The following is a 23,433-nucleotide window of genomic DNA, read 5'->3' as shown; positions in this document are numbered from 1 at the left end:
TGGCTCGGGCGGAGCCGGACCGCCCGGCACCCGCGCCGGGGGCAGCCGCTGGTGCGTCGCTCGCATCAGCTGCCCTCCACCACCTGGAGGGCGAGGGCCGAGGAGGCCGCCATGTCCAAGGAAGCCGTACCCGAGCAGGAGGCCGCGCGCGAACCGTCCGTGCCCGAGCAGCATGGCCCACCCCCCAAGGGCCTGCTCCAGCAGATGGAGGAGCTGATGGCCGCGCTCAACGCGGACCTGACGCAGCTCGACGCGGATCTGCAGCAGTCCACGACGGCCGACGGCACCACGCCCGCCGCCTCTCGTCCCCCGGCGGGCGACGAGCCCCACCGCTTCTGACGGCACCGGGACTCCCCCGGCACGACCCCGGATCATGGCGACCCCGCCGCCGAGTCGGGCTCGGGCAGGCTCTGTTCGCGCACCGCGAGCCTGCGCAGCATCTCGAGCACCCGGTCCCTCGACTCGTCGGCGGCGTCGATCGCTTCCATGCACTGCCAGTACACCCCCTCGTCGTCCGCGCCCATGGCCACACCCACCAGCGCGATCCCCACATCGCCGAGCAGTTCGTCGAGCCCGCGCAGCACCTCGTGCGCCTGGCCGATGACCGTGAGCCGCGCCGCCCGGATGCCCTCCGTCCCGAGGCCAGGGGTGACCAGGACCCCAAAGCCCCTGCCGCCGACCTCGCTCAGGCCGAGCGCCTCCCCTCGTAACTCCGGAGGCCCCGCGATCGCCAGCCGGCTGCCGATCGCCTGCGCGAGGGCCTGGGACTGCCACACCTCGGCAACGATGTCCAAGGGGTCCTGGCTCCGCGCCAGTGCGTGCCTGCTCGCCTCGATGAGCCGCATCGCCTCCATGCGCACCCCCACCCATCCCGCGCGCACACCCACCGCACGTTCGCCCGAACTCCCTTGCTCACTACCCAGAGTGAGTGCCAGCGGGACGAAAAGCCAGAGCAACCAGGAAATCTGTGGACAAGTTATCGACTGTGGACAATGCGTCCACTCCAGAGAGTGACAAATCTACGCACCATAGATCTGTGCGCACGGCACTCACCCCGCGGGAAAACGCCGCTCGTTCCGGTCGATCTTCGCGTCGAGCGCCGCCAGCGCGTCGATGCCGAGCACCTCGCAGAACTGCAGCAGGTAGGCCAGCACGTCGGCGACCTCGTCCGTCACCCGGTGCGCCGATTCCGGGTCCTCCATCACCCGCGCCGACTCGTCGGGGGTCAACCACTGGAAGATCTCGACCAGTTCGGAGGCCTCCACGCTCAGCGCGGCGGCCAGGTTCTTCGGCGTGTGGTACTGCTCCCAGTCCCGCTTCGCCGCGAAGTCGGCCAGCCTGCGCTGCAGTCCCGCTACATCAAGTTCCGTCACGCCCCCAGGTCTACCATCGCGGCCCCGCCCACCAGCGCGCCCCATGACGCGTCGCTCACCGTCCCGACGAGGCGGATGTGGCCGCGCTCGCAGGTGCCCGACGCCAGTTCGGCGAGTGCGCGCTTCTGCCGCTGGTCGAGGAAGTGGTCGAGTCCGTCGGCCAGCACGGTGAGGCTCTGGTACACCGACGGCACCTCGGCCACCGGGTCCACCTCCAGCACCCCGGGCCCGGTGAGCAGCACCAGGGCCAGCGCCAGATACCGCAACTCGCCGTCCCCGAGCCGCCCGACGGGAGATCTGATGCCGCCGCCCCGGTCGATGAGCGCATGGACCGACCCGTCGTCGGCCACCTCCGCGAAGACGTCCGCGACCGGCCCCGCGCACCCCGCCCGTACCGCGCTCACCAGCCGCGCGTGCCGGTGGCCGCACTCCTGCCGCGTACGGAGAAGCACCTCGGCGAGGTTGTCGCAGCCGCTCAACAGGCGCCCCGCGCCGATCAGTCCGGGCGGCACGGGCAGCCGCATGAGGCCGGGCCGGGGAGCGCACGGGAACACCGAGCGCAGCGCGACCACCACCTGCTCGGCGGCGGCGAGCACCAGGCGCTGCCCCTCGGTCTTGCCCGCGACCCGCAGCGGCAGCAGCGCCGTGCCGAGCCGGTCGTCCGGCAGCGGACCGCGCGTCACCGGCGTCATGCCCGCCGTGTGCCAGGCGGCCTGCACCGCCCGCCGCCCCGGGTCACGCAGCGCCGTCTCCAGGAGCGTGAGCCCGCCCCGGGTCAGCCGCTCGCCCACGACGCGCAGTTCGGGCTCGGCCTGGACCGCGACATCGAGCCGCACCGCCCCGACGGGACCGTCGACCGTGCAGCCGATGCGGAAACCGCGCCGGTGCTGTCCGTCGCCCCGTGCGCGGTCGGGCACGCAGGCCACGGGATCGGCGAAGACGTCGACGAGTTCCTCGCCCGCACCGAGCCTCGCCAGCGCCTCGTACGCGGCGAGCGCGGTGGTCTTGCCGCTTCCGCTCGGCCCCGCGACGAGGGTCAGCGGCCCGAGCGGGAACACGGCGCTCCGGTGCGAGGCGAAGGCAGAGAGACGCAGTTCGGTGACGCGGCTCCGGTCCGGACCCGACGGTGGCTCGGCGCCCGCCTCCGGGAGGTGCACAGTCATGTCCGGACGGTAGGCGGACACGGCTCTGGTGAACCGTTCCGTCCAAGTGACCTTCCTACGAATGAGGGATTCCGCGCGGAGGCCGCCGAACTCCTGTGTCCTCCCCCGCGCCCCCTGCGCCCTCCCCTACGTCCGCTGCGTCCGCTAGGACTGTGCCGCCGCGACAAGCCCCTGCACTTCGGTGCCGGGCGGCGCGAGGAGGAAGACGTTCTTGTCGACCCGGTGCATCCCGCAGCCGAGGCCGAGGACAACGCCGCTGCTGAAGTCCAGTACGCGCTTGGCGACTTCCGTCTCCGCCCCGGTCAGGTCGAGGAGGACCGGGATCTGCGCCATCACGGTCTCTGCGACCTCGCGGGCGTCCGCGAAGATGTTCACCCGCATCACCACAAATCGCCGCCGCGCCTCGGTCTCCGCGTCGGGCATCGCACGGTGGCCGGGCCAGGACGGCCATTCGTTGCGGCTGCGCAGCGGTACGACCTGGGCGAGCCCTTCCCACTGTTCATCGGTGACGTCGTGGCTGTTCAACGCTCCACCCCGTCCTGGCTCGCACTCGATATCTGCACTGGCTCATTCTTACGCGACCTCACCCGTTCAGCCCAACAGCGACACGGAGCGAGCGAACCAGTGTGCCAGTGCCGGCGGGTCAGTGTCCCAGGAGTCCCACAAGCCCTTCGGTCAGACCGGCGCGCCAACAGGCCCAGTCATGACCGCCGTTGTACGCGTTCAGGGTCACCCGGCAGTCGCGCGAGCGCAGGGCCTCGTACAGCTCGCGATGATGATCAAGAATTTCTTTCTCGTGCAGTCCGACGTCCAGGCGCACGGTGAGGGGCCGGGAGGCACCGACGGGCCGGGAGGCGCTGGCGTCGAGACCCGATACGGGCGCGGACTGGGACAGGACGTTGCCGAACCGTTCCGGCCGCAGGAGCCCCGCGTACAGGGAGGTCAGTCCGCCGAGGCCCTGGCCCGCGACGAGCGTGCGCGCGGGGTCGGTGGTGAGGGGCAGTCGGCCGGCCGCCCACGGCAGCAGTTCGTCGGCGAGGAAACGCACATGGCTGTCGTGCGCGCCCAGTTCCCGGGTACGCGTGGCCCGGTCGACGGCGTCCGGGGCGAGGACCGCGAGCGGCGGCACGGTGCCCTCGGCGACGAGGGCGTCCAGGGTGTCCTGGAAGCCGAGCCGCCCGAACCACATGTCGCCGTCGTTCAGGACGAGCACCGGCAGTTCGACCCTCGGACCGCCCGGCGGCGGCAGGTACGCCCACACGTCCCGCTCGGCGCCCAGCACCCCGGCGGGCAGCCGGTGCCGCTCGACACTTCCGCGGGGCACACCGGCGGGCCGTCCGGCCTGGGGCGGGGCGGGCACCCGCGGGAGTTCGTACACGGAGAAGTCGCGGTCCGGCCAACGCCCCGGCATCCTGCGGCGGTTGAGCGGGTCGGGCGCGGCGTGCGCGGAGAGGGAGAGCAGCCGCCGCTGGAGGAGTTCGGCGGACGCGGGCGGTTCGCCGGGCGAGATGTCGGCGGCCATGCGGTACGAGCCGCGGTGGTCGGCGCGCAGGCGGTGGGTGAGGTGCCAGATGTCCGTGCCGGGCAGCGGGCCGAGCCGGGACGCGGCGAGGTCCGCACGGTCGGTGATGCCTTCGGCGACGAGCAGGACCTGCCGGGTGGCGCGGTGACCCCGCCACAGGAACGTCACGGCGCGGTGGTCCGGATCATCGTCGAGCGCCTCGACCAGGGGCGTGCCACGGCTCGCGGCCTCCGCCCAGAACTCCTCCAGGACGGCGGTACGTCCTGCTTCGTCGGCCTCAGCGGCACGGGTGGCCGCGCGTTCGACGAGGGGCACGGCGCCCGCGATTCGGCGGGGCGCCGCGTCGGCCGCGTACACCCCCGTGGTGACACTCATCCGCACACGAAGAGGACCCGCATCGTTCCCCGCCTTCCTGGCCCAGCCCACGACAACATCAACTTAGCCAAGCCTAACCTAAGTCGCATGGGGTCGCGGGGAGCACCGCCGGGCGGGCCGGATCAGCTCCTCAGCGGCCGGAAGAAGGTCCGCAGCTCCCGGGCCACCTGCTCGGGCTCCTCGTGCGCCATGAAGTGCCCGCCGCGCTTCGGGGTGCTCCAGTGGCGCAGGTCGGTGAAGGCGCGCTCGGCCAGGCTCCTGGGGTAGTCCGCGTAGGCCGGTTCGTGGCTGAGGGTGATGGCTCCGGGGACGGTGATGGGCGGCACCGGCTTGTTCCGGGGGTAGTCGTAGTACTGGCGGAAGGACGAGCCGATGCTGCCGGTGGCCCAGTACAGGGTGGCGACGGTGAGCAGCGTGTCCTTGTCCCAACGGGCCTCCAGATCGCCGCCGCAGTCGCTCCAGTCGCGGTACTTGTCGGCGATCCAGGCGACGAGTCCCGCCGGCGAGTCCATCAGGGCCGCGGCGATCGTGTCCGGACGGGTGCACATGATCTCGCTGTAGCCCTGGTCTCCCACGTCGTACGCGGCCAGCGCGTCGAGATACGACCGCTCCTCGGCGGTCGGCGGCTCCGCGTCGAACTGCTCCGTGATCACGGCGGAGGTGATGTGCACCCCGGCCACGGTCCGCGGATAGAGGGCGCCGAGCCACTGTGTGACCCCGCCGCCGATGTCTCCGCCGAAGGCCCCGAAGCGTTCGTAGCCCAGCGTCTCGGTCATCAGCTCGTGCCAGATCTCGGCGACGCCCCTGCGGGTGAACGGCTCGCGCGGCAGCTCGGAGTGGACGAAGCCGGGCAGCGAGGGGATCACCACGTCGAAGGCGTCGGCCGGGTCACCGCCGTGCGCGCCCGGGTCGGCCAGGCGCTCCGCGACCCGCAGCATCTCCACGAAGCTGCTCGGCCAGCCGTGGCTCAGGACCAGCGGCAGCGGCGCGGGGGCGCCCTCGGGGCGACGGCCCCGCAGACGTACGAAGTGCACGCGCCGTCCGGCGACTTCGGCGACGTACTGGGGAAAGGCGCTGAGCCGGGCCTCGGCGGCGCGCCAGTCGAAGCCGTCCGCCCAGTAGGCGACGAGTTCGCGGAGGTAGCCGGGGTCGACGCCCGCCGCCCAGTACGTGGAGTCGGAGGGCTGCGTGAAAAGGGTGCGTTCGAGGCGCGTGCGCAGGTCGTTCAGTACGTCGTCGGAGACGGAGGTCCGGAAGGGTACGGGGTCGGCCGGCATTGGTTCCTTCGATACGGGATCAGGGGCACCCCAGCGCCGCGGCGCCGCAGCGACGGCTTCGCGGCGGGGGCAGGCGCCCATGATGCGCGACACGCAAGAATCTGCCCATGGATTTTGATACGACGGATGCCTACCTGCGCCGCATCGGCGCCGAGCGCCCCGCCGCTCCCACCACGCGGGCCCTGCACGACCTGCACCTCGCGCACCTGCGCGCCGTCCCCTTCGAGAACCTCTCCATCCACCTCGGCGAGGACATCGACCTGACCGAGGACTCCTTGGTCGCGAAGGTCGTCGGCGCCCGCCGCGGCGGCTTCTGCTACGAACTCAACGGCGCCTTCGCCGCGCTGCTCACCGCGCTCGGCTTCGAGGTGACCCTGTTGCAGGCCCGGGTGTACGACGGCGAAGGACGGCCCGGCGTCCCCTACGACCACCTCGCGCTGCGCGTGCGCACCTCCGACGGCGACGACCTGCTAGCGGACGTCGGCTTCGGCACGCACAGCCACTTCCCGCTGGCCTACGGCGAGCGCGGCGACCAGCAGGACCCAGGCGGCGTCTTCCGCATCACCGGGACCCCCGAGGGCGACCTGGACGTCAGCAGGGACGGCAAGGCGCAGTACGTGGTCGACCCGCGCCCGCGCGCCCTCGGTGACTTCACGTCCGGCGCCTGGTGGCACCGCACCTCGCCCCGGTCCCACTTCACGCGGTCGCTGGTCTGCTCGATGCTCACCGAGGCCGGACGGATCACCCTCAGCGGCCGCACCCTCACGACGACGGAGGCCGGGGAGCGGCACACCGCCGAACTGGCCACGGACGCCGACGTGCTCGACGCGTACGCCACGCACTTCGGCATCGCCCTCAAGGAGGTGCCACGGGTGCGGGAGACCTCTTGACCGTTCCTCCCATCGACCGTTCCTCCCATCGACCGTTTCCCCCATCAACCGTTTCTCCCCTTGACCGTTCCTCCAACGCTGCCGCATCTGCCATGGAGGAACGCCCAGAAGTGTTGTAGATGCCAGGTGATGCGGCCTATCGTGTCGCGCATGCAGTCCTACACCATCGGCCAGGCGGCACGCCTGCTCGGCGTCAGTCCCGACACCGCTCGTCGCTGGGCGGACGCCGGGCGGGTCGCCACGCACCGGGACGAAGGCGGCCGTCGGCTCATCGACGGCCGTGATCTCGCCGCGTTCTCCGTCGAGGTCGCGCAGGGGCAGACACAAGGAGCGGGCGGCGAGGAAGAGGTGCCGTACACCTCGGCCCGCAACGCCTTCCCCGGCATCGTCACCGCCGTGAAGCTCGGCGATGTCGCGGCCCAGGTCGAGATCCAGGCAGGTCCGCACCGGCTCGTCTCGCTCCTGACCCGGGAGGCCGTGGAGGAGCTCGGTCTGGAGGTCGGCATGCAGGCGACCGCCCGCGTGAAGTCCACCAGCGTGCACATCGACCGCACCTGACCCCTGGTCCGCAGGCCGGGGTCCGCCCCTGGTCTCCGCAGGCCGGGGTCCGCCCCTGATCCGCACGCCAGGGCCCGCCACTGATCCGCACCCCCGGGTCCCGGTCCACCTCCACCACCACGGGCCGGACCGCGCCGCCGGCCCGGCTTCTAGGAGTTCACGCTCATGTCCCCAGCTCTCACGCCCGTCCGGCGCCGCGCCGCGGCCGCCGCGCTGACGGCCGCCCTGCTCGTCCCGCTCGCCGCCTGCGGCAACGACAACAGCAAGGACGACAGCGGCAAGGAGGCCGCGGGCGCCGCCGCCCCGAAAGCCGATCTCACCGTGCTCGCCGCCTCCTCGCTCACCGATGTCTTCAAGACTGCGGGTGCCGAATACGAGAAGGAGCACCCGGGCACGAAGGTCAACTTCTCCTTCGCCGGTTCGCAGGAACTGGCCGCCCAGGTCAAGCAGGGCGCCCCGGCCGACGCCCTGGTCACCGCGGACACCAAGACCATGGACGGGCTCGGCGCCGACACCGGGAAGCCGACCGTCATCGCCAAGAACCGCCTGGTCATCGCCGTCGGCGCGGGCAATCCGAAGAAGGTCACCGAGCTGAAGGACCTCTCCGACAGCAAGCTGAAGGTCGTCCTCGCCGCGTCCGAGGTGCCCGTCGGCCGCTACGGCAAGCAGATCCTGGACGACCAGGGCGTCGACGTGAAACCGGTCTCGCAGGAGCCCAACGTCCGCGCGGTCCTCAGCAAGGTCGAGTTGGGCGAGGCCGATGCCGGGCTCGTCTACAAGACCGACGCGGCCACCGCCGCCGACAAGGTCGACGCGGTCAAGATCCCTGACGGCGAGAACGCGATCGCCGCGTACCCCGCGGCCACCCTGAAGACCTCGGAGCACGCGGAGGCCGCGACCGCGTTCGTGAAATGGCTCTCCACGCCCGCCGCGCAGAAGATCCTGCGGGGCGCGGGCTTCGAGAAGCCGTAGCCACCGCTCGGAAAGCCGTGGCCCCACGTTGCCGGGAGAGGACGACATCGCCCGGCAGGATGGAGCCGCACCCGCCGAGGTGAGGGGGCCGACCGCCTCCCCGGTCGGGGTGGTCCGGCCGTCTCCCGGACCGCCCCTGACGCCCCCTCACCTCGCGAACCAACGCGAACCAACCCGCGCGCACCCCAGGGACCACGATGAAACGCCTGCGCGGCCGCACCGCCGGCCCCCGCACCACCGGCCCCCGCACCCCGATCGCCCTCGCGATCCCCGCGCTGCTCGCCGTCGCGTTCCTGATGCTCCCGCTGATCGGCATCCTCGCCCGTACGGAATGGGGCGAACTCGGGGCCCATCTGACCAGCGAGGGGACCACGCAGGCACTCCAACTGTCCCTCGTCGTCTCCCTCTGGGCGCTGGTGCTCTCGCTGCTGCTGGGGGTTCCGCTGGCCTGGCTGCTCGCCCGCGTCGACTTTCCCGGCAAGGCGGTCGTACGTTCCCTCGTGCTGCTCCCGATGGTGCTGCCGCCCACCGTGGGCGGCGTCGCCCTGCTGCTCGCCTTCGGGCGGCGCGGGCTGCTCGGGCAGTGGCTCGAGGACACGTTCGGGATCACCCTGCCGTTCCACACGTCCGGCGCGGTGGTCGCCGCGACGTTCGTGGCGATGCCGTTCCTCGTCATCAGCCTCGAAGGCGCGCTCGGCGGACTCCGCCCCCGTTACGAGGAGACCGCGGCGTCCCTGGGCGCCTCGCCCGTACGGGTGTTCCGGACCGTCACGCTGCCCATGGTCGCTCCCGGGCTCATCGCCGGAGCCGCCCTGACCTGGGCGCGGGCCCTCGGCGAGTTCGGCGCGACCATCACCTTCGCGGGCAACCTCCCCGGCACCACCCAGACCCTCCCGCTCCAGGTGTACCTGCTGCTCCAGGACTCCCCCGAGGCCGCGACCTCCGTGTCGCTGCTGCTGCTCGCCATCGCCATGGCGGTGCTCGTCGCGCTGCGCGGCCGCTGGATGGGCACTCCGGGCGACCGGCGCAAGGGGCGATACGAACGGTCGCCGCAGGAGGCGGCTTCGCCCGCGCTTCCCCCAGCCCTCGCACCGGAGACCCCGGCGGTCGAATCGCAGCCTCCGCCCGCGCCCCCGTCACCCTCCCCGTCGCCGGAGCAGTGGTCCCTGCACGCCGAGGTCACCGGCTTCAACCAGCTCATCCTGGACGCCGCGCCGGGCACCACCATCGCCGTCGTCGGGCCCAACGGCGCGGGCAAGACCACGCTGCTGCGCGCGCTCCTCGGCCTCACCCCGCGCGCCCACGCCGAGCTCAGGCTCGGCGACACCGACGTGACAGGGCTTGCGCCGCACCGCCGCCACGTCGCCTGGGTCCCGCAGGACGGCGCCCTCTTCCCGCACATGAGCGCCCTCGCCAACACGGCGTACGGACCGCGCGCCCTGGGTGTCCCGCGAGCCGAGGCCCGGCGGCGCGCCCAGGAGTGGCTCGACCGGCTCGGCGTCGGACACCTCGCGCACCGCAAACCGGCGCAGGTCTCCGGCGGTCAGGCCCAACGGGTGGCGCTGGCAAGGGCGTTGGCGGCCCGGCCCCGGCTGCTCCTGCTGGACGAACCGCTCGCCGCCCTCGACCAGACCACCCGGGCCCACGTGCGCCACACCCTGCGCACGCACCTCGCCTCCTTCGGCGGCGTCTGCCTGATCGTCACGCATGATCCCGTCGAGGCGGTGTCCCTGGCCGACCGGGTTCTCGTACTGGACCAGGGGCTCGCCCTCCAGGACGAGGCGCCCGCGGAAGTGACCCGGCATCCGCGCTCCCCCTGGGTCGCCAGGATGCTGGGCCGCAACGCCTGGCCCGGCACCGCGGGACCCGAGGGGCTCGCTCTGCCCGGCGGAGGCACCCTGGTGATCGCCGACCCGCTGCCGCCGGGCACCGAGGCCCTGGCGATCATCGCCCCGGAGGCGGTCTCCGTGCACCGCGACAGACCCACCGGCAGCCCCCGCAACGTCTGGCCCGGCACCATCCGCGAGATCACCACCAGCGGCAGCAGGCTCCGGCTCCTGATCACCTCGCCCCAGGCCCCCGACCTCGTCGCCGAGATCACCCCGCAGGCCGCCGCCGAACTGGGCCTCGCCGACGGCACGCGGGTGTGGACCAGCGTGAAGGCGACGGAGGTCACCGTCGTGCCCACGTGAGGCGGCCGTGGGCGGCGACCACACGCCTCACCAGGGCGGCGTCGACTCCGGCGCGGCCGTCGGGAGGAGTCGAAACCATGCGGGGATCATCGACTCCCGCAATCGCGCCGCGCAATGAACTATCGAGTTGTCGAGCGATTGGAACGACTTCAGTCAACAGTGATCACCACGGCCGCGCCGCCTCGCGCGGACCCTAGGGTCTGCCCCATGGATGCCAGTTCTGTGACCAGGACGGTCTCCGTCACCCGTCTGAATTCCGGGGATCACGCATGCCTCGGATTCGACGACGACGAAACCCGCTGGGAACTCCGTGCCGCGTACGCCGACATCGGCCTGTCGCGCGGCGAGCAAGTGGTGTTCTTCACCGACCGTGCCACCACACCCGCCGTCGCGGCCGAGCAGCTCAGCGCCGGCGGATTTCCGCTGGGGTCCGCGCTCATGGACGGCCGCCTGGTCGTGGTCAACGAAGTCCCGGGGTTCGATCCGGTCACCGGCTTCGACCCCGTGGAACGCGCGGCCACCTGGGTGGAGCTGACCGACAAAGCACGCCACGACGGCTTCTCCGGGATCCGCGCGGTCGGCGACATGGGGTGGGCCACCGACCCGGGCGTCGACCAGGATCTCCTGGTCGAGTACGAGAGCGGACTCTCCCCGCTCTTCGCCGACATCGGGTTCACCGCCCTCTGCGAGTACGACCGGCGCAAGTTCGACGAGGACCTCCTGGACCGGGTCTGCCGCGCCCACCCCAAACAGATACTGCGCCACCTCGGCGCCCTGGACATCGCCCGGATCGGCACCGAACTGCGGGTCGCCGGAGACGCCGACCTCGCCACGCGCGAGGAGTTCGACTCGGCGCTCGCGCGCGCCCTGAGCGGCCCGGACCGTCCGCACCTGCTCGACCTCTCCGAGCTGTGCTTCATGGACGTACACGCCGCGTCGACGCTGGTGCGGCTCGCGGGCGGGCTGCCCCGCGACCACCTGCTGGCGGTCCGCTCACGGCCCGAGCAGGACAGAGTGATGCGGCTCTGCGGAGCCCTCGAAGTGCCTCAACTGGTCTTGGGCGAAGGGTGATCCGCGAAGTGATCCTCAACCGCGGCATCGGCAACGACGACAACGGCGGTGACCCGGCCCCGCACCGGGAGCACATCGACGCCACCCTCACCCCGGCACCGGGCAGGACGACCCTCCTGGAACTCCCCTTCACCATGGCCGACTTGGCCCGTCTGCGATTCCTGGTCACCCGCCGCGCCGAGGACGCGGGCCTCTGCGACCCCCGGCTCAGCGACTTCGTGCTCGCCGTGCACGAGGTCGCCAGCAACGCCGTCGTACACGGCGGCGGCAAGGGCCGCATCCATCTCGCGCACACGGCCGAGGGCCTGCGGTGCGTGATCGGGGACAGCGGCCCGGGGCTGCCCAGGGCGGAGCCGTGCACGGCGGCGGCCCTCCCCGACGGCGACGAGGCCGAGAGCGGCAGGGGCCTGTGGCTGGCCCAGGCCCTCGCGGACCGCGTCGACATCACGGTCTGCCCGGCCGGAACCACGGTAACGCTGGTAGCACTACTGTCCTGACACCCGACCCCACACAACCGCCACCCCTCACGCCGACGCCCGCTCGACCAGCACCGGACGGAACACCACGGACAGCGGCGCGCGCCCCGGCCGCTTGATCCGCCCCAGAAGCAGCCGCGCCATCTCGGCGGCCATCTCCTCCACCGGCTGCCGGACCGTGGTCAGAGCGGGTTCACACGCGTCGGCGGCCTCGCTGTCGTCGAAGCCGACCACCGCCACGTCCAGCGGCAGCCGTCTGCCCGCCCGCAGGAGGGTCTGCAGCGCACCCTGCGCCATGAGGTCCGACGCGACGAACACACCGTCCAGGTCCGGGCGTTCGGCGAGGAGCCGCCGCGTGGCCTCGGCGCCGCCCACCCGGGTGAAGTCGCCCTCCGCCCAGGGCGCTTCGGTGATGCCGTGCGCCGCCAGCGCGTCACGGAAACCCTGGAGGCGCTCCTGGGCGGCCGGCATGTCCTGCGGTCCCGCGACGCTGCCGATCGCGCGGCGGCCCCCGGCCACCAGACGGTCGACGGCCAGCCGTGCCCCCGCCCGCTGGTCCACCTCCACATACGGCAGCGGAACCGTCTGGGCGGGGCGTCCCGCGAGCACGGCGGGCAGCCCGGTCTCCGCGAGCAGCCGGGGCAGCGGATCGGAGGCGTGCGAGGAGACGAGCACCGTCCCGTCCACATGCCCCTGGCGCAGGTACGAGAGGAACTGGCGGCGCGAGGTGTCGTCGTCCACCAGCATCAGGACCAGCTGGACCCCGGCCGGGCGCAGCACGTCCAGAAGGCCGCCGACCACCCTGCCGAAGTGGGGGTCGGTGAACATCCGGCCGACGAAGGGAGCCTCGACCGGCCGGCGCTCGCGCTCCGACACGACCAGGGCGATGGAGTCGGTCCGCTGGGTCACCAGGGAGCGGGCGGCCTGGTTGGGGACGTAGCCGGTGGCCTCGACCGCCTCCTCCACCTGGCGGCGCAGCACCGGGTCGACGGTGGGCGCTCCGTTCACGACCCGGGAGACGGTGGCGCGCGAGACCCCCGCCGCCCGGGCCACGTCCTCCAGGGTCACGGGGCGGGCGGGGCGCGGGGCGTCGGCAGTCACGGGGTCTTTATAGCAACCGGGGTGGGTGGGCGTTCGGCTCTCCTTGCCTGATGCGGGGGCAAGTCCGCTGGCGGCAACGGCCGTTGGGGGCACCACTCCACCACCGGACATATCACTCACGTACGGGCGATTGGCGCCAACTTGCCCACACGTGCACCTAGTTGACTTCTGCCCGTCCAGTCGACGCGACATCGTGCGCACCCCCTTGACGCGCCTTGCCCCAGACACAACTATCCAACGCGAGAGAGCGCTCTCTCAGCGATCACCGTTCAGGTTCTGAACGAATCTCTGAACGAAGTCCGGAATCTGAACCGACCGCGCACGGCACCGCTCCGCCCCATCGATCCGGAGCGGCGCCGCCCCCACCAACAGCACCTCAGCACCTCAGCACCTCAGCGTGCCAACCGCCCAGCCGACAGAAGGACGTGCCATGTCTGAGCACCAGCCTGCGCCCGCCGCGAGATCCACCCTCTCCCGCCGCTCCGCCCTGGCCGCCGCTCTGGCGGTCCCGGCCACCGGGATGCTCGCCTCCCAGGCAGTCGCCGCCCCCGACGCGCCCCCGGCGCAGGCCCCCGCCGCCCGCCGCCCGCGGCCCGCGAACGCCTTCGCCCCCGACTTCGGTCCGAACGTCATCGTCTTCGATCCGTCCACCGGCGGCATCCAGGGGAAGCTGGACGAGATATTCAGGAAGCAGGAGTCGGCGCAGTTCGGCACCGACCGCTACGCCCTGCTGTTCAAGCCCGGCAACTACAGCGGTCTCAACGCCCAGATCGGCTTCTACACCTCGATCATGGGCCTGGGGCTCTCCCCCGACGACACCCACTTCAACGGCGACGTCACCGTCGACGCGGGCTGGTTCAACGGAAACGCCACTCAGAACTTCTGGCGTTCGGCGGAGAACCTCTCCCTCTCCCCGGTCAGCGGCGCCAACCGTTGGGCGGTCTCCCAGGCCGCCCCCTTCCGCCGCATGCACATCCGCGGCGACCTGAACCTCGCCCCCGACGGCTACGGCTGGGCCAGCGGCGGCTACATCGCCGACAGCCGCATCGACGGCACCGTCCAGCCGTACTCCCAGCAGCAGTGGTACACCCGCGACAGCTCGATCGGCGGCTGGCTGAACGCGGTGTGGAACATGGTGTTCTCCGGGGTGGAGGGCGCGCCCGGCGACTCCTTCCCCAACCCGCCCTACACGACCCTGAACAACACCCCGTACTCCCGCGAGAAGCCCTTCCTCTACCTCGACGGCGCCGAGTACAAGGTCTTCCTGCCCGCCCTGCGCACCAACGCCCGCGGCACCAGCTGGGGCCACGGCACCCCGCAGGGCCAGTCCCTCTCCCTCTCCGCCTTCTACGTCGCCAAGCCGGGCGACAGCGCGGCCACCCTCAACGCGGCCCTCGCCCAGGGGCTGCACCTCCTGCTCACCCCCGGCATCTACCACCTCGACCGGCCGATCGAGGTCAAGCGGGCCAACTCCGTGGTCCTCGGCATCGGTTACGCCACCCTCATCCCGGACAACGGGGTCACCGCGGTGAAGACCTCCGACGTCGACGGGGTGCGGCTCGCCGGGTTCCTGGTGGACGCCGGGCCGCAGAACTCCAGGACGCTCGTCGAGATCGGCCCGGCGGGCGCGAAGAACTCGCACGTCGGCAACCCGACCACCGTCCAGGACGTGTTCATCCGCATCGGCGGCGCGGGCGCGGGCAAGGCCACCACCAGCATGGTGGTCAACAGCCGCCACACCATCGTCGACCACACCTGGGTCTGGCGCGCCGACCACGGCGACGGCGTGGGCTGGGAGACCAACCGGGCCGACTACGGCGTGGTCGTCAACGGCGCGGACGTCCTTGCGACCGGCCTGTTCGTAGAGCACTTCAACAAGTACGACGTGCAGTGGAACGGCGAGCGCGGGCGCACGATCTTCTACCAGAACGAGAAGGCGTACGACGCCCCCAACCAGGCAGCCATCCAGAACGGCAGCCTGCGGGGCTTCGCCGCCTACAAGGTCGCCGACTCGGTCAACACCCATGAGGGTTGGGGCCTGGGCAGCTACTGCTTCTACAACGTCGACCCGACCATCGTGCAGGAACACGGCTTCGCGGCGCCGAACAAGCCGGGCGTGAAGTTCCATCACCTGCTCGTCGTCTCGCTCGGCGGCAAGGGTCAGTACGCGCACGTCATCAACGCGATCGGCGCTCCCACGTCGGGCTCGAACACCGTGCCGTCCACGGTGGTCTCCTTCCCCTGAACGGGCCGGCGTCCTGACCCAGGCACCACGAAGGACTCTGGCGGGCGCCGCGTCGTCGGTGACGCGGCTCCCGCCGGCCCGCGGGGTCCGGGCCCGACCCGGTTCGGGGGAGGCATCCGGCCCTTCGGGCGCTACGCTCGAAGCCGTCCTGGACCGGCGGCTCCCGAGGGGGCAGCGTGTCAACGATGGTGATGACCGGCGGGACTTCGGGCTTCGAAGCGATCGCCGCGCGACGACTGACGCGGCCGGGCGAGGCCCGGCTGATCCTGGGGGCGCGCCGTCCGGCGGCCGGTGGCGGAACCCTCCCGCTCGATCTGACGGAGCTCGATTCGGTGCGTGCCTTCGCGGCGGCGGTCCGCCGGCGCCTGGGCGGGGCTCCCGTCGACGCCCTGGTCCTGAACGCGGGCGTGATCCGCCCCGACGTCACCGGCAGAACGGCGGACGGCTTCGAGCCGACGTTCGCGGTCAACCACCTCGCGCACTATCTCCTGGTGCGGCTGCTGCTGCCCGTCCTGCGGGACGGGGCGCTCGTCGTGCAGACCACGAGCGGTACGTACGACCCCGCCACCGGGGCCGGTCTCACGCCGCCGCGCCACGCGGACGCGGAGCTGCTCGCCCACCCCGAGCTCGACCCCGGGCGTGACCCCCGGCCGCGCAAGGCGGGCGAGCACGCGTACACCGCGTCCAAGCTGTGCGCCGTGCTCACCGCCCGGTCCTTGTCGGGGCTTCCGGACCACCGCCTCACCGCGCTCGCCTTCGATCCGGGGCAGGTCTTCGGGACGGGCCTGGCCAAGGATCTCGCGCTGCCCCTCCGGGCGGCCTGGTCGCTCCTCGGCACACCGGCCCTCGGGTGGCCGCTGCGCAGGCTCAACCCGCACTTCAACACCCGTACGGCGGCGGGGAACGCCCTGGCCGACCTGGTGCTCGGCACCGCGAAGCCACCGGACGGCCGCGTGCTCGCCGCCCTGCGCAAGGGGCGGCTCAGCTGGCCGGACGTGTCGGAGCTCGCCCGTAAGGACGAGGTGGCGCGGGCGCTGTGGGAGGACAGCGCGAGGCTGGTCGGCCTGGCGCCGGCCCCGGGCTGAGACCCGCGGCGGGCCGCGGGCTCAGAAGGCGTACCTGACGCGCAGCCACGGCGCGTGCTCGGTCAGCAGTTCTTGGACGCGGGCCAGGGAGTTCCGCTTGATCTCCTGGTTGTAGCGGACGTTGAGGGCCCCGTTCTGGGAGCGCTTCGTCTCCTGGGCCTCCGGCTGCCACAACACGTCCTCGGCGCGGGGGTGCCAGCCCAGGTTGACCTCGTGGAGCGCCTGATTGTGCGTCAGCATGATGACCTCGGCCGCCGCCTGCTCCTTCACGCGGGCGGGCAGGACGTCGTCGAGGTGGTCTAGCAGCTCGGCCCAGTCCCGCTGCCAGCCCGGCCGCAGCACGACCGGCGAGAGGTTGAAGTGCACCTCGTAGCCCGCGTCGAGGAAGTCCGCGGCGGCGGCGATCCGCTCGGCGACCGGGCTGGTGCGGATGTCCAGGAGACGGGCGTCGTCGGCGGGCATGAGGGAGAAACGCACCCGGGTGCGCCCTTGCGGGTCGTAACCGAGCAGATCGGGGTTGACGAACTTGGTCGCGAAGGACGCCTTCGCCGTGGGCAGGCCGCGGAACGCGGCGACGAGATCCGCGGTGTTGTCGCAGACCAGGGCGTCGACGGAGCAGTCGCCGTTCTCCCCGATGTCGTAGACCCAGGCTCTCGGATCGCACTGGTTGGGTTCCGTCTTGGGCCCCTGGGCCCGTACGTGGCGCCGGACGTGGGCGACGATCGCCTCGATGTTCGTGAACAGCGTGATGGGGTTGGCGAAGCCCTTGCGGCGGGGGACGTAGCAGTACGCGCAGGCCATCGCGCAGCCGTTGGAGGGGCCCGGCGCGATCCAGTCGGCGGACCTGCCGTTGTAGCGCGTGGTGAGCGTCTGCTTGACCCCGAGGACGAGCGTCTCGGTCTTGATGCGGACCCACCGGCCGATGTTGCCGTCGTTGCCGTGGAGTTCGGGGATGCGCCAGTGCCCGGCCACCTCCGTCACGCGTACGCCCGGCAACCGGGCCATGATCTGCTGGCCGCGCGGCGAGTCGAGCGCCGCCCGCTCCGCGTAGACCTCCCGCACGTCGAGCATCCGCCGGGCCTGCGGACTGTCCCGGAAGGCCCCGGGCGCGGCGGGCGGCGCCGCGGAGGCGTCCGACCACCCGAAGAGAGCCTGCTGCTCGGGCTCTGACGCCCCGGCCCCCGCCGCTCCTGCCGCAGGCTGCTCCACGTGCCGTCCCTTTCCGCGCCGGGAAGCCGGCGTCAGGAACCCTTGGTGGCGGGCTCCAGAATCGCCACGCACTCCACATGGTGAGTCATCGGGAACAGGTCGAACGCCCGCAGCGTCCGCACCCGGTAGCCGCCCTCACGGAAGTACGCCAGGTCCCGTGCCAGCGCGGCCGGGTCGCAGGCCACGTACGCGATCCTGCGTGCTCCCAGACCCGTCAAGTGTTTCACCGTCTGCTTGCCCGCGCCCGCGCGCGGCGGGTCGAGGACGATCAGGTCGACCTCCGTGATGCCGGTGCGTGGCAGGGCGGCCTCGACCTTGCCCTGCTCGATGCGGACGCGGTCGAAGGCGGCGAGGTTGTGGCGGGCGTCCTCGACGGCTCGCTTGCCGGACTCGATGCCGAGGACGGCGCCCTTGTCGCCGACCCGGTCGGCGATGGCGCCCGCGAACAGGCCCACGCCGCAGTAGAGGTCGAGGGCCGAGTCGCCCTTGCGGGGTGTGAGGCCCTGCATGACGGCGAGCATCAAGGTCTCGGCGGCCTTCGGGTGGACCTGCCAGAAGCCGCCGTTGCCGACGCGGTAGGTGCGGCCGTCGGCGCGCTCGCGCACGAAGGGGCGGCCGTGGACGCGGTGGATGCCGCCGTCCTGTTCGGCGACCCGGAGGACCGACACCGGCTTGTCCAGCTCGACGAGCGGCAGGCGCGCGCCCGGCTTCGGTTCGAGGATGACCTGGCGGTCCTGGGAGCCCGTGGCCGCGATCGCCTCGACCGATGCCATGCCGGCCCAGTCGTGCTTCTCGATGCCCAGCTCGGAGACCCCGGGAGCGGCGATCATGCAGTGCTCGATGGGCTCGACCTCGTGCGAGCGGTGGCGGCGCAGGCCCGCGTTGCCGTCGGGGTCGATCGCGTACTGGACGCGGGTGCGCCAGGACGGGACCTCGCCCGGGGGCAGCTTGTCGCCCTCGGCGGGGACGACCGTGCCGTCCCAGCCCGCCTCCTCGGGGGTCAGACCGGCAAGCCGCTGGAGCTGCTCGGCGATGACCTCGCCCTTGAGGCGGCGCTGCGCGCCCGGCTTCGCGTGCTGCCAGTCGCAGCCGCCGCAGCGGCCGGGGCCCGCGTACGGGCAGGGGGCCTCGACGCGGTCCTTGGACGGGTCGAGGACCGTCACCGCGTCGGCACGCAGGAAGCGGGACTCCTCGTCGCCGTCGGTGACGCGCGCGATGACCTTCTCGCCGGGCAGCGTGTGGCGGACGAAGAGGACACGTCCCTCGGCCGTGCGGGCGACGCAGTGCCCGCCGTGGGCGACGGGGCCCACCTCGACCTCGTACTCCTGCCCGATGAGGGAGGCCGCCTGCGAGCCCTCCTTCGAGTTCCCCGCCTGCGATTTCTTCGGTTCTGCCTGCATGGCGGGGTGACTCCACTACGTAAGGGGGCATCGGCCGAAAGGAAACGGCCGGACAACAGCCCACCAGTCTACGTGGGTGTCGTCCGGCCGCTCACCAACCGCGGGGGTCAGGCCTTGTTGCTGGGCTCCTTGGGGCGCTTCTCCACCGGTCCCCGGCGCACCGCACCCGGCGCGTTCCACTCCGACCGCTTCCGGGCCCGCTTCTTCGCGGCCTCGGAGGAGTCGAGCTGGTAGGGGACGGAGGTGACCATCACGCCGGGGGTGAAGAGCAGGCGGCCCTTGAGCCGGAGCGCGCTCTGGTTGTGCAGCAGGTGCTCGTACCAGTGGCCCACCACGTACTCCGGGATGATCACGCTGACCACGTCACGCGGGCTCTCCCGGCGCAGGTTCTTCACGTACTCGATGATCGGCCGGGTGATCTCGCGGTAGGGCGAGTCGAGGATCTTCAGCGGGACGGTGATGCCGCGCCGCTCCCACTCGCCCTTCAGGGCCTTGGTCTCCGCCGGGTCGACGTTGATGCTCAGCGCTTCGAGCGTGTCCGAGCGCATCAGCTTGGCGTAGGCCAGGGCGCGCAGCGTCGGCCGGTGGATCTTGGAGACCAGGACGATGGAGTGCACGCGCGAGGGCCGCACGCTGTCGTCGGACGGGGTGTCAGGGGCGGCGATCTCCTCGGCGACGCGGTCGTAGTGGCGGCGGATCGCCGACATCGTCGCGTAGAAGATCACCATGCCGAGCAGGGCGACCCACGCGCCGTGCGTGAACTTCGTGACGAGTACGACGACCAGGACCATGCCCGTGAAGAAGGCACCGAAGGTGTTGATCGCCCGCGAGCGGATCATGTGGCGGCGCTTGGCCTGGTCCTTCTCCTTGCTCAGGTGGCGGTTCCAGTGCCGGACCATGCCGATCTGGCTGAGCGTGAAGGAGACGAAGACGCCGACGATGTAGAGCTGGATCAGGCGGGTCGAGTCGGCGCCGTAGATGACGACGAGGAGGGCCGCGGCGCCCGCGAGCAGCACGATGCCGTTGGAGAAGGCGAGCCGGTCGCCGCGGGTGTGCAGCTGGCGCGGCAGGTAGCGGTCCTGCGCGAGGATCGAGCCGAGCAGCGGGAAGCCGTTGTACGCCGTGTTGGCCGCGAGGAACAGGACCAGGGCGGTGGCGGCGGCCAGGACGATGAAGAGGAAGCTTCCGTTGCCGAAGACGGCCTCGGCGACCTGGGAGATCACCGGGTTCTGGACGTAGTCGCCGCCGACCGGGACACCGTTGTGGAACAGGTCCTTGGCCGGGTTCTCCGCCATGCGGACCTTGGTCGTCATGGCGAGCGCGATGATGCCGCAGAACATGGTGACGGCAAGCGCGCCCATCAGGGCCAGGGTGCTCGCCGCGTTCTTGCTCTTGGGCTTGCGGAAGGCCGGGACGCCGTTGCTGATGGCCTCGACGCCGGTGAGCGCGGCACAGCCGGAGGAGAAGGCCCGCAGGAGCAGGAAGACCAGGGCGAAGCCCGCGAGGCCCTGGTGCTCGGGTTTGATCTCGTAGTCCGCCGTGGGCGCCTTCATCGTCTCGCCGAGGACGATGCTCTGGAAGGCACCCCAGGCGATCATGATGAAGACGCCGACGACGAAGACGTAGGTCGGGATGGCGAAGAGCTTCCCGGACTCCTTCACGCCGCGCAGGTTCATCAGCGTGAGAAGCACGATGACGGCGACGGCGCAGAGCACCTTGTGCTCGACGACGAACGGGACCGCCGAGCCGAGATTCTCGATGCCCGAGGAGATCGACACGGCCACGGTCAGGACGTAGTCGACGAGCAGCGCGCTCGCGACGGTGAGTCCGGCCTTGGGGCCGAGGTTGGTGTTGGCGACCTCGTAGTCGCCACCACCACTCGGGTAGGCGTGCACGTTCTGCCGGTACGACGCGACGACGGTGAACATCAGCACGACGACGGCGACAGCGATCCAGGGGCTGAAGTGGTACGCCGACACACCCGCGATCGAGAGGACGAGGAGCACTTCTCCTGGTGCGTAGGCCACGGAGGAGAGCGGGTCGGACGCGAACACCGGTAGAGCGATGCGCTTCGGCAGGAGGGTTTCTCCGAGCCGGTCGCTGCGCAGTGCGCGCCCGATGAGGATCCGTTTGGGCACGTCGGTCAGTTTGGACACGCAGAGGATCGTAAGCGTTCGAATGGGTGCCCGCCCACCCACCACCCCCTAACCGCGCCGGTTAGCCACGACGCGCCGCCGGGCGCTCCGCCTCATGCCCGGAAAGCGGACCGCCGTCGGCGGTCTGCGGTGCCTCCGGCATCTCCCGCGCCTCCCGCGTCCCGTACCGCTCGGCCGCCCGCTGCTCGGCGCGGTGGATCGCGCGGGACGGCCACCAGGTGGCACGGCCGAGGAGCAGCAGCGCCGCCGGCAGGATCATGATGCGGATCACGAACGCGTCGAGCAGGACGGCCGCCGCGAGGACGAAGCCCATCTGCTTCATCTCCAGGATGTGCAGCATCACGAAGCTCGCGAAGACGGTGACCATGACGATCGCGGCACTGGTGACGACCTTGGCCGACGAGCCGATGCCCTCGATGACGGCCTGCCGGGTGGGCACGCCGTTCAGGGCGGCCTCCCGGATCCGGCTGACGACGAACACCTGGTAGTCCATCGAGAGCCCGAAGAGGATCACGATGAGGAAGAGCGGCACCCGCGAGGAGATCCCGCCGAGCGAGACGAACGAGAGCAGTTCCTCGGCCCATTGCCCCTGGAAGACCAGGACGAGCAGGCCGAGCGCCGAGGCGGCGGAGAGCAGGTTGAGCACGATGCCGAGCAGTCCGAGGACGACCGAGCGGAACGCGACGACCGTCATGGCGAAGGTCATCAGGAGCAGGAAGCCGAGGACGAGCGGCAGCTTCTCGTTCTGGTGCTCCACGTAGTCCGTGCCGCGGGGCACCTCGCCGGTGACGGCCGTCTCGACGCCGGGCAATGTGCCGACGGTGGCGGGGAGGTGGTCGTCGCGCAGGTGGTCGAGGGAGGCGACGGCCTTGTCGGAGTACGTGGCGTGCGGGGCGTTGAGCTCCAGCGTGGTGGTCCTGCGGTCCTTCGAGGTGCGCAGGAGCGGGGTTGCGGAGGGGTGCGAGAACAGCGGGTCGGCCTGGGCCCTGCGGTCAAGGGCGGTCAGCGCCTCGCGCACCTCGCCGGCCCGCGAGGCCTCGGCCCGCACCACGACCTGGTGCCGGATGCGCTGCTCGGGAAAGGCGTCGAGCAGCCGGTCGTACCCCTGCATGGCCGGGATGTCGCGCGAGAAGCTGTCGCGCGACGGGTCCTTGAGCTCCATGTCCAGGGCGGGCAGCGCCAGGCCGAGCAGGGCGAGGACGGAGAGGCCGAGGGTGAGCGCGGGGCGCTTGCGGGCCGGGGTCAGCAGCGCGTTCCAGGCCCGTCCGGGCTTCTTCTCGCCGTACGTCCGCACCGGCTTGCCCTGCGCCTGCCGCTTCAGCGCCCGCCGGTCCGCGCGCTTGCCGAGCCTGACAAGGAGCGCGGGGAGCACGGTCACCGAACTGACCACGGCGACGGCCACGACCAGGATGGTGCCGGTGGCGAGGGAGTCGAAGATGACGTCGCCCGCGAGGTAGAGGGCGGCGGTGGAGACGATCACCGCGAGTCCGGAGACCACGATGGCGCGGCCCGCGGTGGCCGCGGCCGCCTCGACCAGCGCCTCGGAGGTCAGGCGGCCCCCCGTGCGGGCCCGTTCCTCGCGCTCACGCTTGAGGTAGAAGAGCGTGTAGTCGACGCCGACCGCCATGCCGATGAGCAGGATCATGTTCATCCCGACGCCGGTGTCGGGCAGCAGGTGCGAGGCCAGCATCGCCAGGCCCATGGTCGCCATGATCGAGGTGACGGCGAGGAGCAGCGGTACGCCGACCATGACCACGGAGCCGAAGACCAGGGCGAGCGTGATCAGCGTGACGGGGAGCGTGATCGCCTCGGAGAAGGCGAGGTCCTCGCCCCGCTGGTCGTTGACGCCCTTGCTCACCGAGGCGGCGCCGGTCTCCTCGATCACCAGGTCCGGGTGGGCCTTCTTGACCTGCTCGGTCTGGGCCTGGAGCGGGATGACGTTCTTCTTGCCGTCCTGGTCGGGCCCGTTCAGCTCCACCTGGACGCGCAGGACGCGTCCGTCCTCGGAGCGGACCGGGGCGGCGACCGACGCCACCTCCGGGAGCGACTTCATCCGGGCGGTGACGTCCTTGACGGCGGCGCCGGCCGCCGCCTTGTCCAGCGGGCCCGACTTGGCGCGGATCAGCACCTGTTCCGTGGGCCGCAGCTGGACGCCGCCCTCGGTCGCCAGGGCCTCGGCACGCCCCGCCTCCCCCACGCGGTAGTCCTCGCTGCTCGCGCTGTTCATGCCGGTGGCGATGCCGCCCCCCAGGCAGAGCACCACGAACACCAGCCAGCCGATGATCGCGCGCCCCGGATGCAGCGCGCTCCATCTGGCCACCCCCACCGTGACCGATCGCTTCCCCATGACCATCCCCACCCCTTCGCC

Annotated in this window: 20 protein-coding genes; 9 read left to right on the top strand and 11 right to left on the bottom strand. The window is 71.7% G+C overall.

What is annotated here, in order from left to right:
* Nucleotides 1-111: 111 nt before the first annotated feature.
* Nucleotides 112-339, top strand: coding sequence for a hypothetical protein (locus tag ACWFRU_RS08845; RefSeq protein ID WP_453685419.1), 228 nt, complete (start codon nucleotides 112-114; stop codon nucleotides 337-339).
* 32 nt (nucleotides 340-371) lie between these two features.
* On the opposite strand, the gene ACWFRU_RS08840 is transcribed toward ACWFRU_RS08845, so the two are convergent.
* The 6 genes from ACWFRU_RS08840 to ACWFRU_RS08815 all read right to left on the bottom strand — a co-directional run bounded on the left by ACWFRU_RS08840 (nucleotide 372) and on the right by ACWFRU_RS08815 (nucleotide 5,710).
* Nucleotides 372-854: a DUF6099 family protein gene (locus tag ACWFRU_RS08840; RefSeq protein WP_453685418.1), complete on the bottom strand. Its 483-nt coding sequence runs from the start codon at nucleotides 852-854 to the stop codon at nucleotides 372-374.
* Nucleotides 855-1,049: 195 nt separating this feature from the next.
* On the bottom strand, nucleotides 1,050-1,373 hold the full coding sequence (locus ACWFRU_RS08835; protein ID WP_453443289.1) for a nucleotide pyrophosphohydrolase: 324 nt from the start codon (nucleotides 1,371-1,373) through the stop codon (nucleotides 1,050-1,052).
* Nucleotides 1,370-2,536 carry an ATP-binding protein gene (locus tag ACWFRU_RS08830; RefSeq protein WP_453685417.1) on the bottom strand — a complete coding sequence of 389 codons (1,167 nt, stop codon included), beginning with the start codon at nucleotides 2,534-2,536 and terminating at the stop codon, nucleotides 1,370-1,372. The genes ACWFRU_RS08835 and ACWFRU_RS08830 overlap by 4 nt, the downstream gene beginning before the upstream one ends.
* 144 nt (nucleotides 2,537-2,680) lie before the next feature.
* Nucleotides 2,681-3,061 carry a cell division protein SepF gene (locus ACWFRU_RS08825; protein WP_160507707.1) on the bottom strand — a complete coding sequence of 127 codons (381 nt, stop codon included), beginning with the start codon at nucleotides 3,059-3,061 and terminating at the stop codon, nucleotides 2,681-2,683.
* A gap of 118 nt (nucleotides 3,062-3,179) precedes the next feature.
* Nucleotides 3,180-4,433, bottom strand: coding sequence for an enterochelin esterase (fes, locus tag ACWFRU_RS08820; protein WP_453685416.1), 1,254 nt, complete (start codon nucleotides 4,431-4,433; stop codon nucleotides 3,180-3,182).
* Nucleotides 4,434-4,555: 122 nt separating this feature from the next.
* Nucleotides 4,556-5,710, bottom strand: coding sequence for an epoxide hydrolase family protein (locus ACWFRU_RS08815; RefSeq protein ID WP_453685415.1), 1,155 nt, complete (start codon nucleotides 5,708-5,710; stop codon nucleotides 4,556-4,558).
* A gap of 107 nt (nucleotides 5,711-5,817) precedes the next feature.
* Between ACWFRU_RS08815 and ACWFRU_RS08810 the strand changes: the two genes are divergently transcribed.
* The 6 genes from ACWFRU_RS08810 (at nucleotide 5,818) to ACWFRU_RS08785 (ending at nucleotide 11,890) form a co-directional block, all read left to right on the top strand.
* Nucleotides 5,818-6,600: an arylamine N-acetyltransferase family protein gene (locus tag ACWFRU_RS08810; RefSeq protein ID WP_453685414.1), complete on the top strand. Its 783-nt coding sequence runs from the start codon at nucleotides 5,818-5,820 to the stop codon at nucleotides 6,598-6,600.
* 150 nt (nucleotides 6,601-6,750) lie between these two features.
* Entirely contained in the window at nucleotides 6,751-7,158 is a 408-nt protein-coding gene (locus ACWFRU_RS08805; RefSeq protein WP_451211184.1) for a TOBE domain-containing protein, read from the top strand.
* Nucleotides 7,159-7,323: 165 nt separating this feature from the next.
* Nucleotides 7,324-8,130, top strand: coding sequence for a molybdate ABC transporter substrate-binding protein (gene modA, locus ACWFRU_RS08800; protein WP_453685413.1), 807 nt, complete (start codon nucleotides 7,324-7,326; stop codon nucleotides 8,128-8,130).
* A gap of 197 nt (nucleotides 8,131-8,327) precedes the next feature.
* Entirely contained in the window at nucleotides 8,328-10,322 is a 1,995-nt protein-coding gene (locus ACWFRU_RS08795) for an ABC transporter permease (protein ID WP_453685412.1), read from the top strand.
* A gap of 207 nt (nucleotides 10,323-10,529) precedes the next feature.
* Nucleotides 10,530-11,393 (top strand): MEDS domain-containing protein, encoded by an 864-nt coding sequence (locus ACWFRU_RS08790; protein ID WP_453685411.1) that lies wholly within the window; start codon nucleotides 10,530-10,532, stop codon nucleotides 11,391-11,393.
* A gap of 8 nt (nucleotides 11,394-11,401) precedes the next feature.
* On the top strand, nucleotides 11,402-11,890 hold the full coding sequence (locus tag ACWFRU_RS08785; RefSeq protein ID WP_453685410.1) for an ATP-binding protein: 489 nt from the start codon (nucleotides 11,402-11,404) through the stop codon (nucleotides 11,888-11,890).
* 27 nt (nucleotides 11,891-11,917) lie between these two features.
* On the opposite strand, the gene ACWFRU_RS08780 is transcribed toward ACWFRU_RS08785, so the two are convergent.
* The gene (locus tag ACWFRU_RS08780; protein WP_453685409.1) at nucleotides 11,918-12,970 is read right to left on the bottom strand and encodes a LacI family DNA-binding transcriptional regulator; all 1,053 of its coding nucleotides are present in this window, start codon (nucleotides 12,968-12,970) and stop codon (nucleotides 11,918-11,920) included.
* Nucleotides 12,971-13,400: 430 nt separating this feature from the next.
* Here ACWFRU_RS08780 and ACWFRU_RS08775 point away from each other — a divergent pair, with 430 nt between their 5' ends.
* Together ACWFRU_RS08775 and ACWFRU_RS08770 are read left to right on the top strand one after the other, a co-directional pair.
* Entirely contained in the window at nucleotides 13,401-15,215 is a 1,815-nt protein-coding gene (locus ACWFRU_RS08775) for a coagulation factor 5/8 type domain-containing protein (protein ID WP_453685408.1), read from the top strand.
* A gap of 185 nt (nucleotides 15,216-15,400) precedes the next feature.
* On the top strand, nucleotides 15,401-16,300 hold the full coding sequence (locus ACWFRU_RS08770) for an SDR family NAD(P)-dependent oxidoreductase (protein ID WP_453685860.1): 900 nt from the start codon (nucleotides 15,401-15,403) through the stop codon (nucleotides 16,298-16,300).
* A gap of 21 nt (nucleotides 16,301-16,321) precedes the next feature.
* Here ACWFRU_RS08770 and ACWFRU_RS08765 read toward each other — a convergent pair whose 3' ends face one another.
* The 4 genes from ACWFRU_RS08765 to ACWFRU_RS08750 form a co-directional block, all read right to left on the bottom strand.
* Nucleotides 16,322-17,509 carry a spore photoproduct lyase family protein gene (locus ACWFRU_RS08765; RefSeq protein WP_453685407.1) on the bottom strand — a complete coding sequence of 396 codons (1,188 nt, stop codon included), beginning with the start codon at nucleotides 17,507-17,509 and terminating at the stop codon, nucleotides 16,322-16,324.
* 32 nt (nucleotides 17,510-17,541) lie between these two features.
* A complete protein-coding gene (locus ACWFRU_RS08760) occupies nucleotides 17,542-18,909 on the bottom strand; it encodes a class I SAM-dependent RNA methyltransferase (protein WP_453685406.1) in 1,368 nt (455 codons plus the stop codon).
* Nucleotides 18,910-19,016: 107 nt separating this feature from the next.
* Complete coding sequence (locus ACWFRU_RS08755) at nucleotides 19,017-21,065, bottom strand: APC family permease (RefSeq protein WP_453685405.1); 2,049 nt, start codon at nucleotides 21,063-21,065, stop codon at nucleotides 19,017-19,019.
* Nucleotides 21,066-21,126: 61 nt separating this feature from the next.
* Nucleotides 21,127-23,412, bottom strand: a complete 2,286-nt coding sequence (locus tag ACWFRU_RS08750) for an MMPL family transporter (RefSeq protein ID WP_453685404.1) — start codon at nucleotides 23,410-23,412, stop codon at nucleotides 21,127-21,129.
* Between the last annotated feature and the right edge of the window lie 21 nt (nucleotides 23,413-23,433).

Source organism: Streptomyces sp. NPDC055099, assembly GCF_053607685.1.
This window is presented reverse-complemented; position numbering and strand designations above follow the sequence as displayed.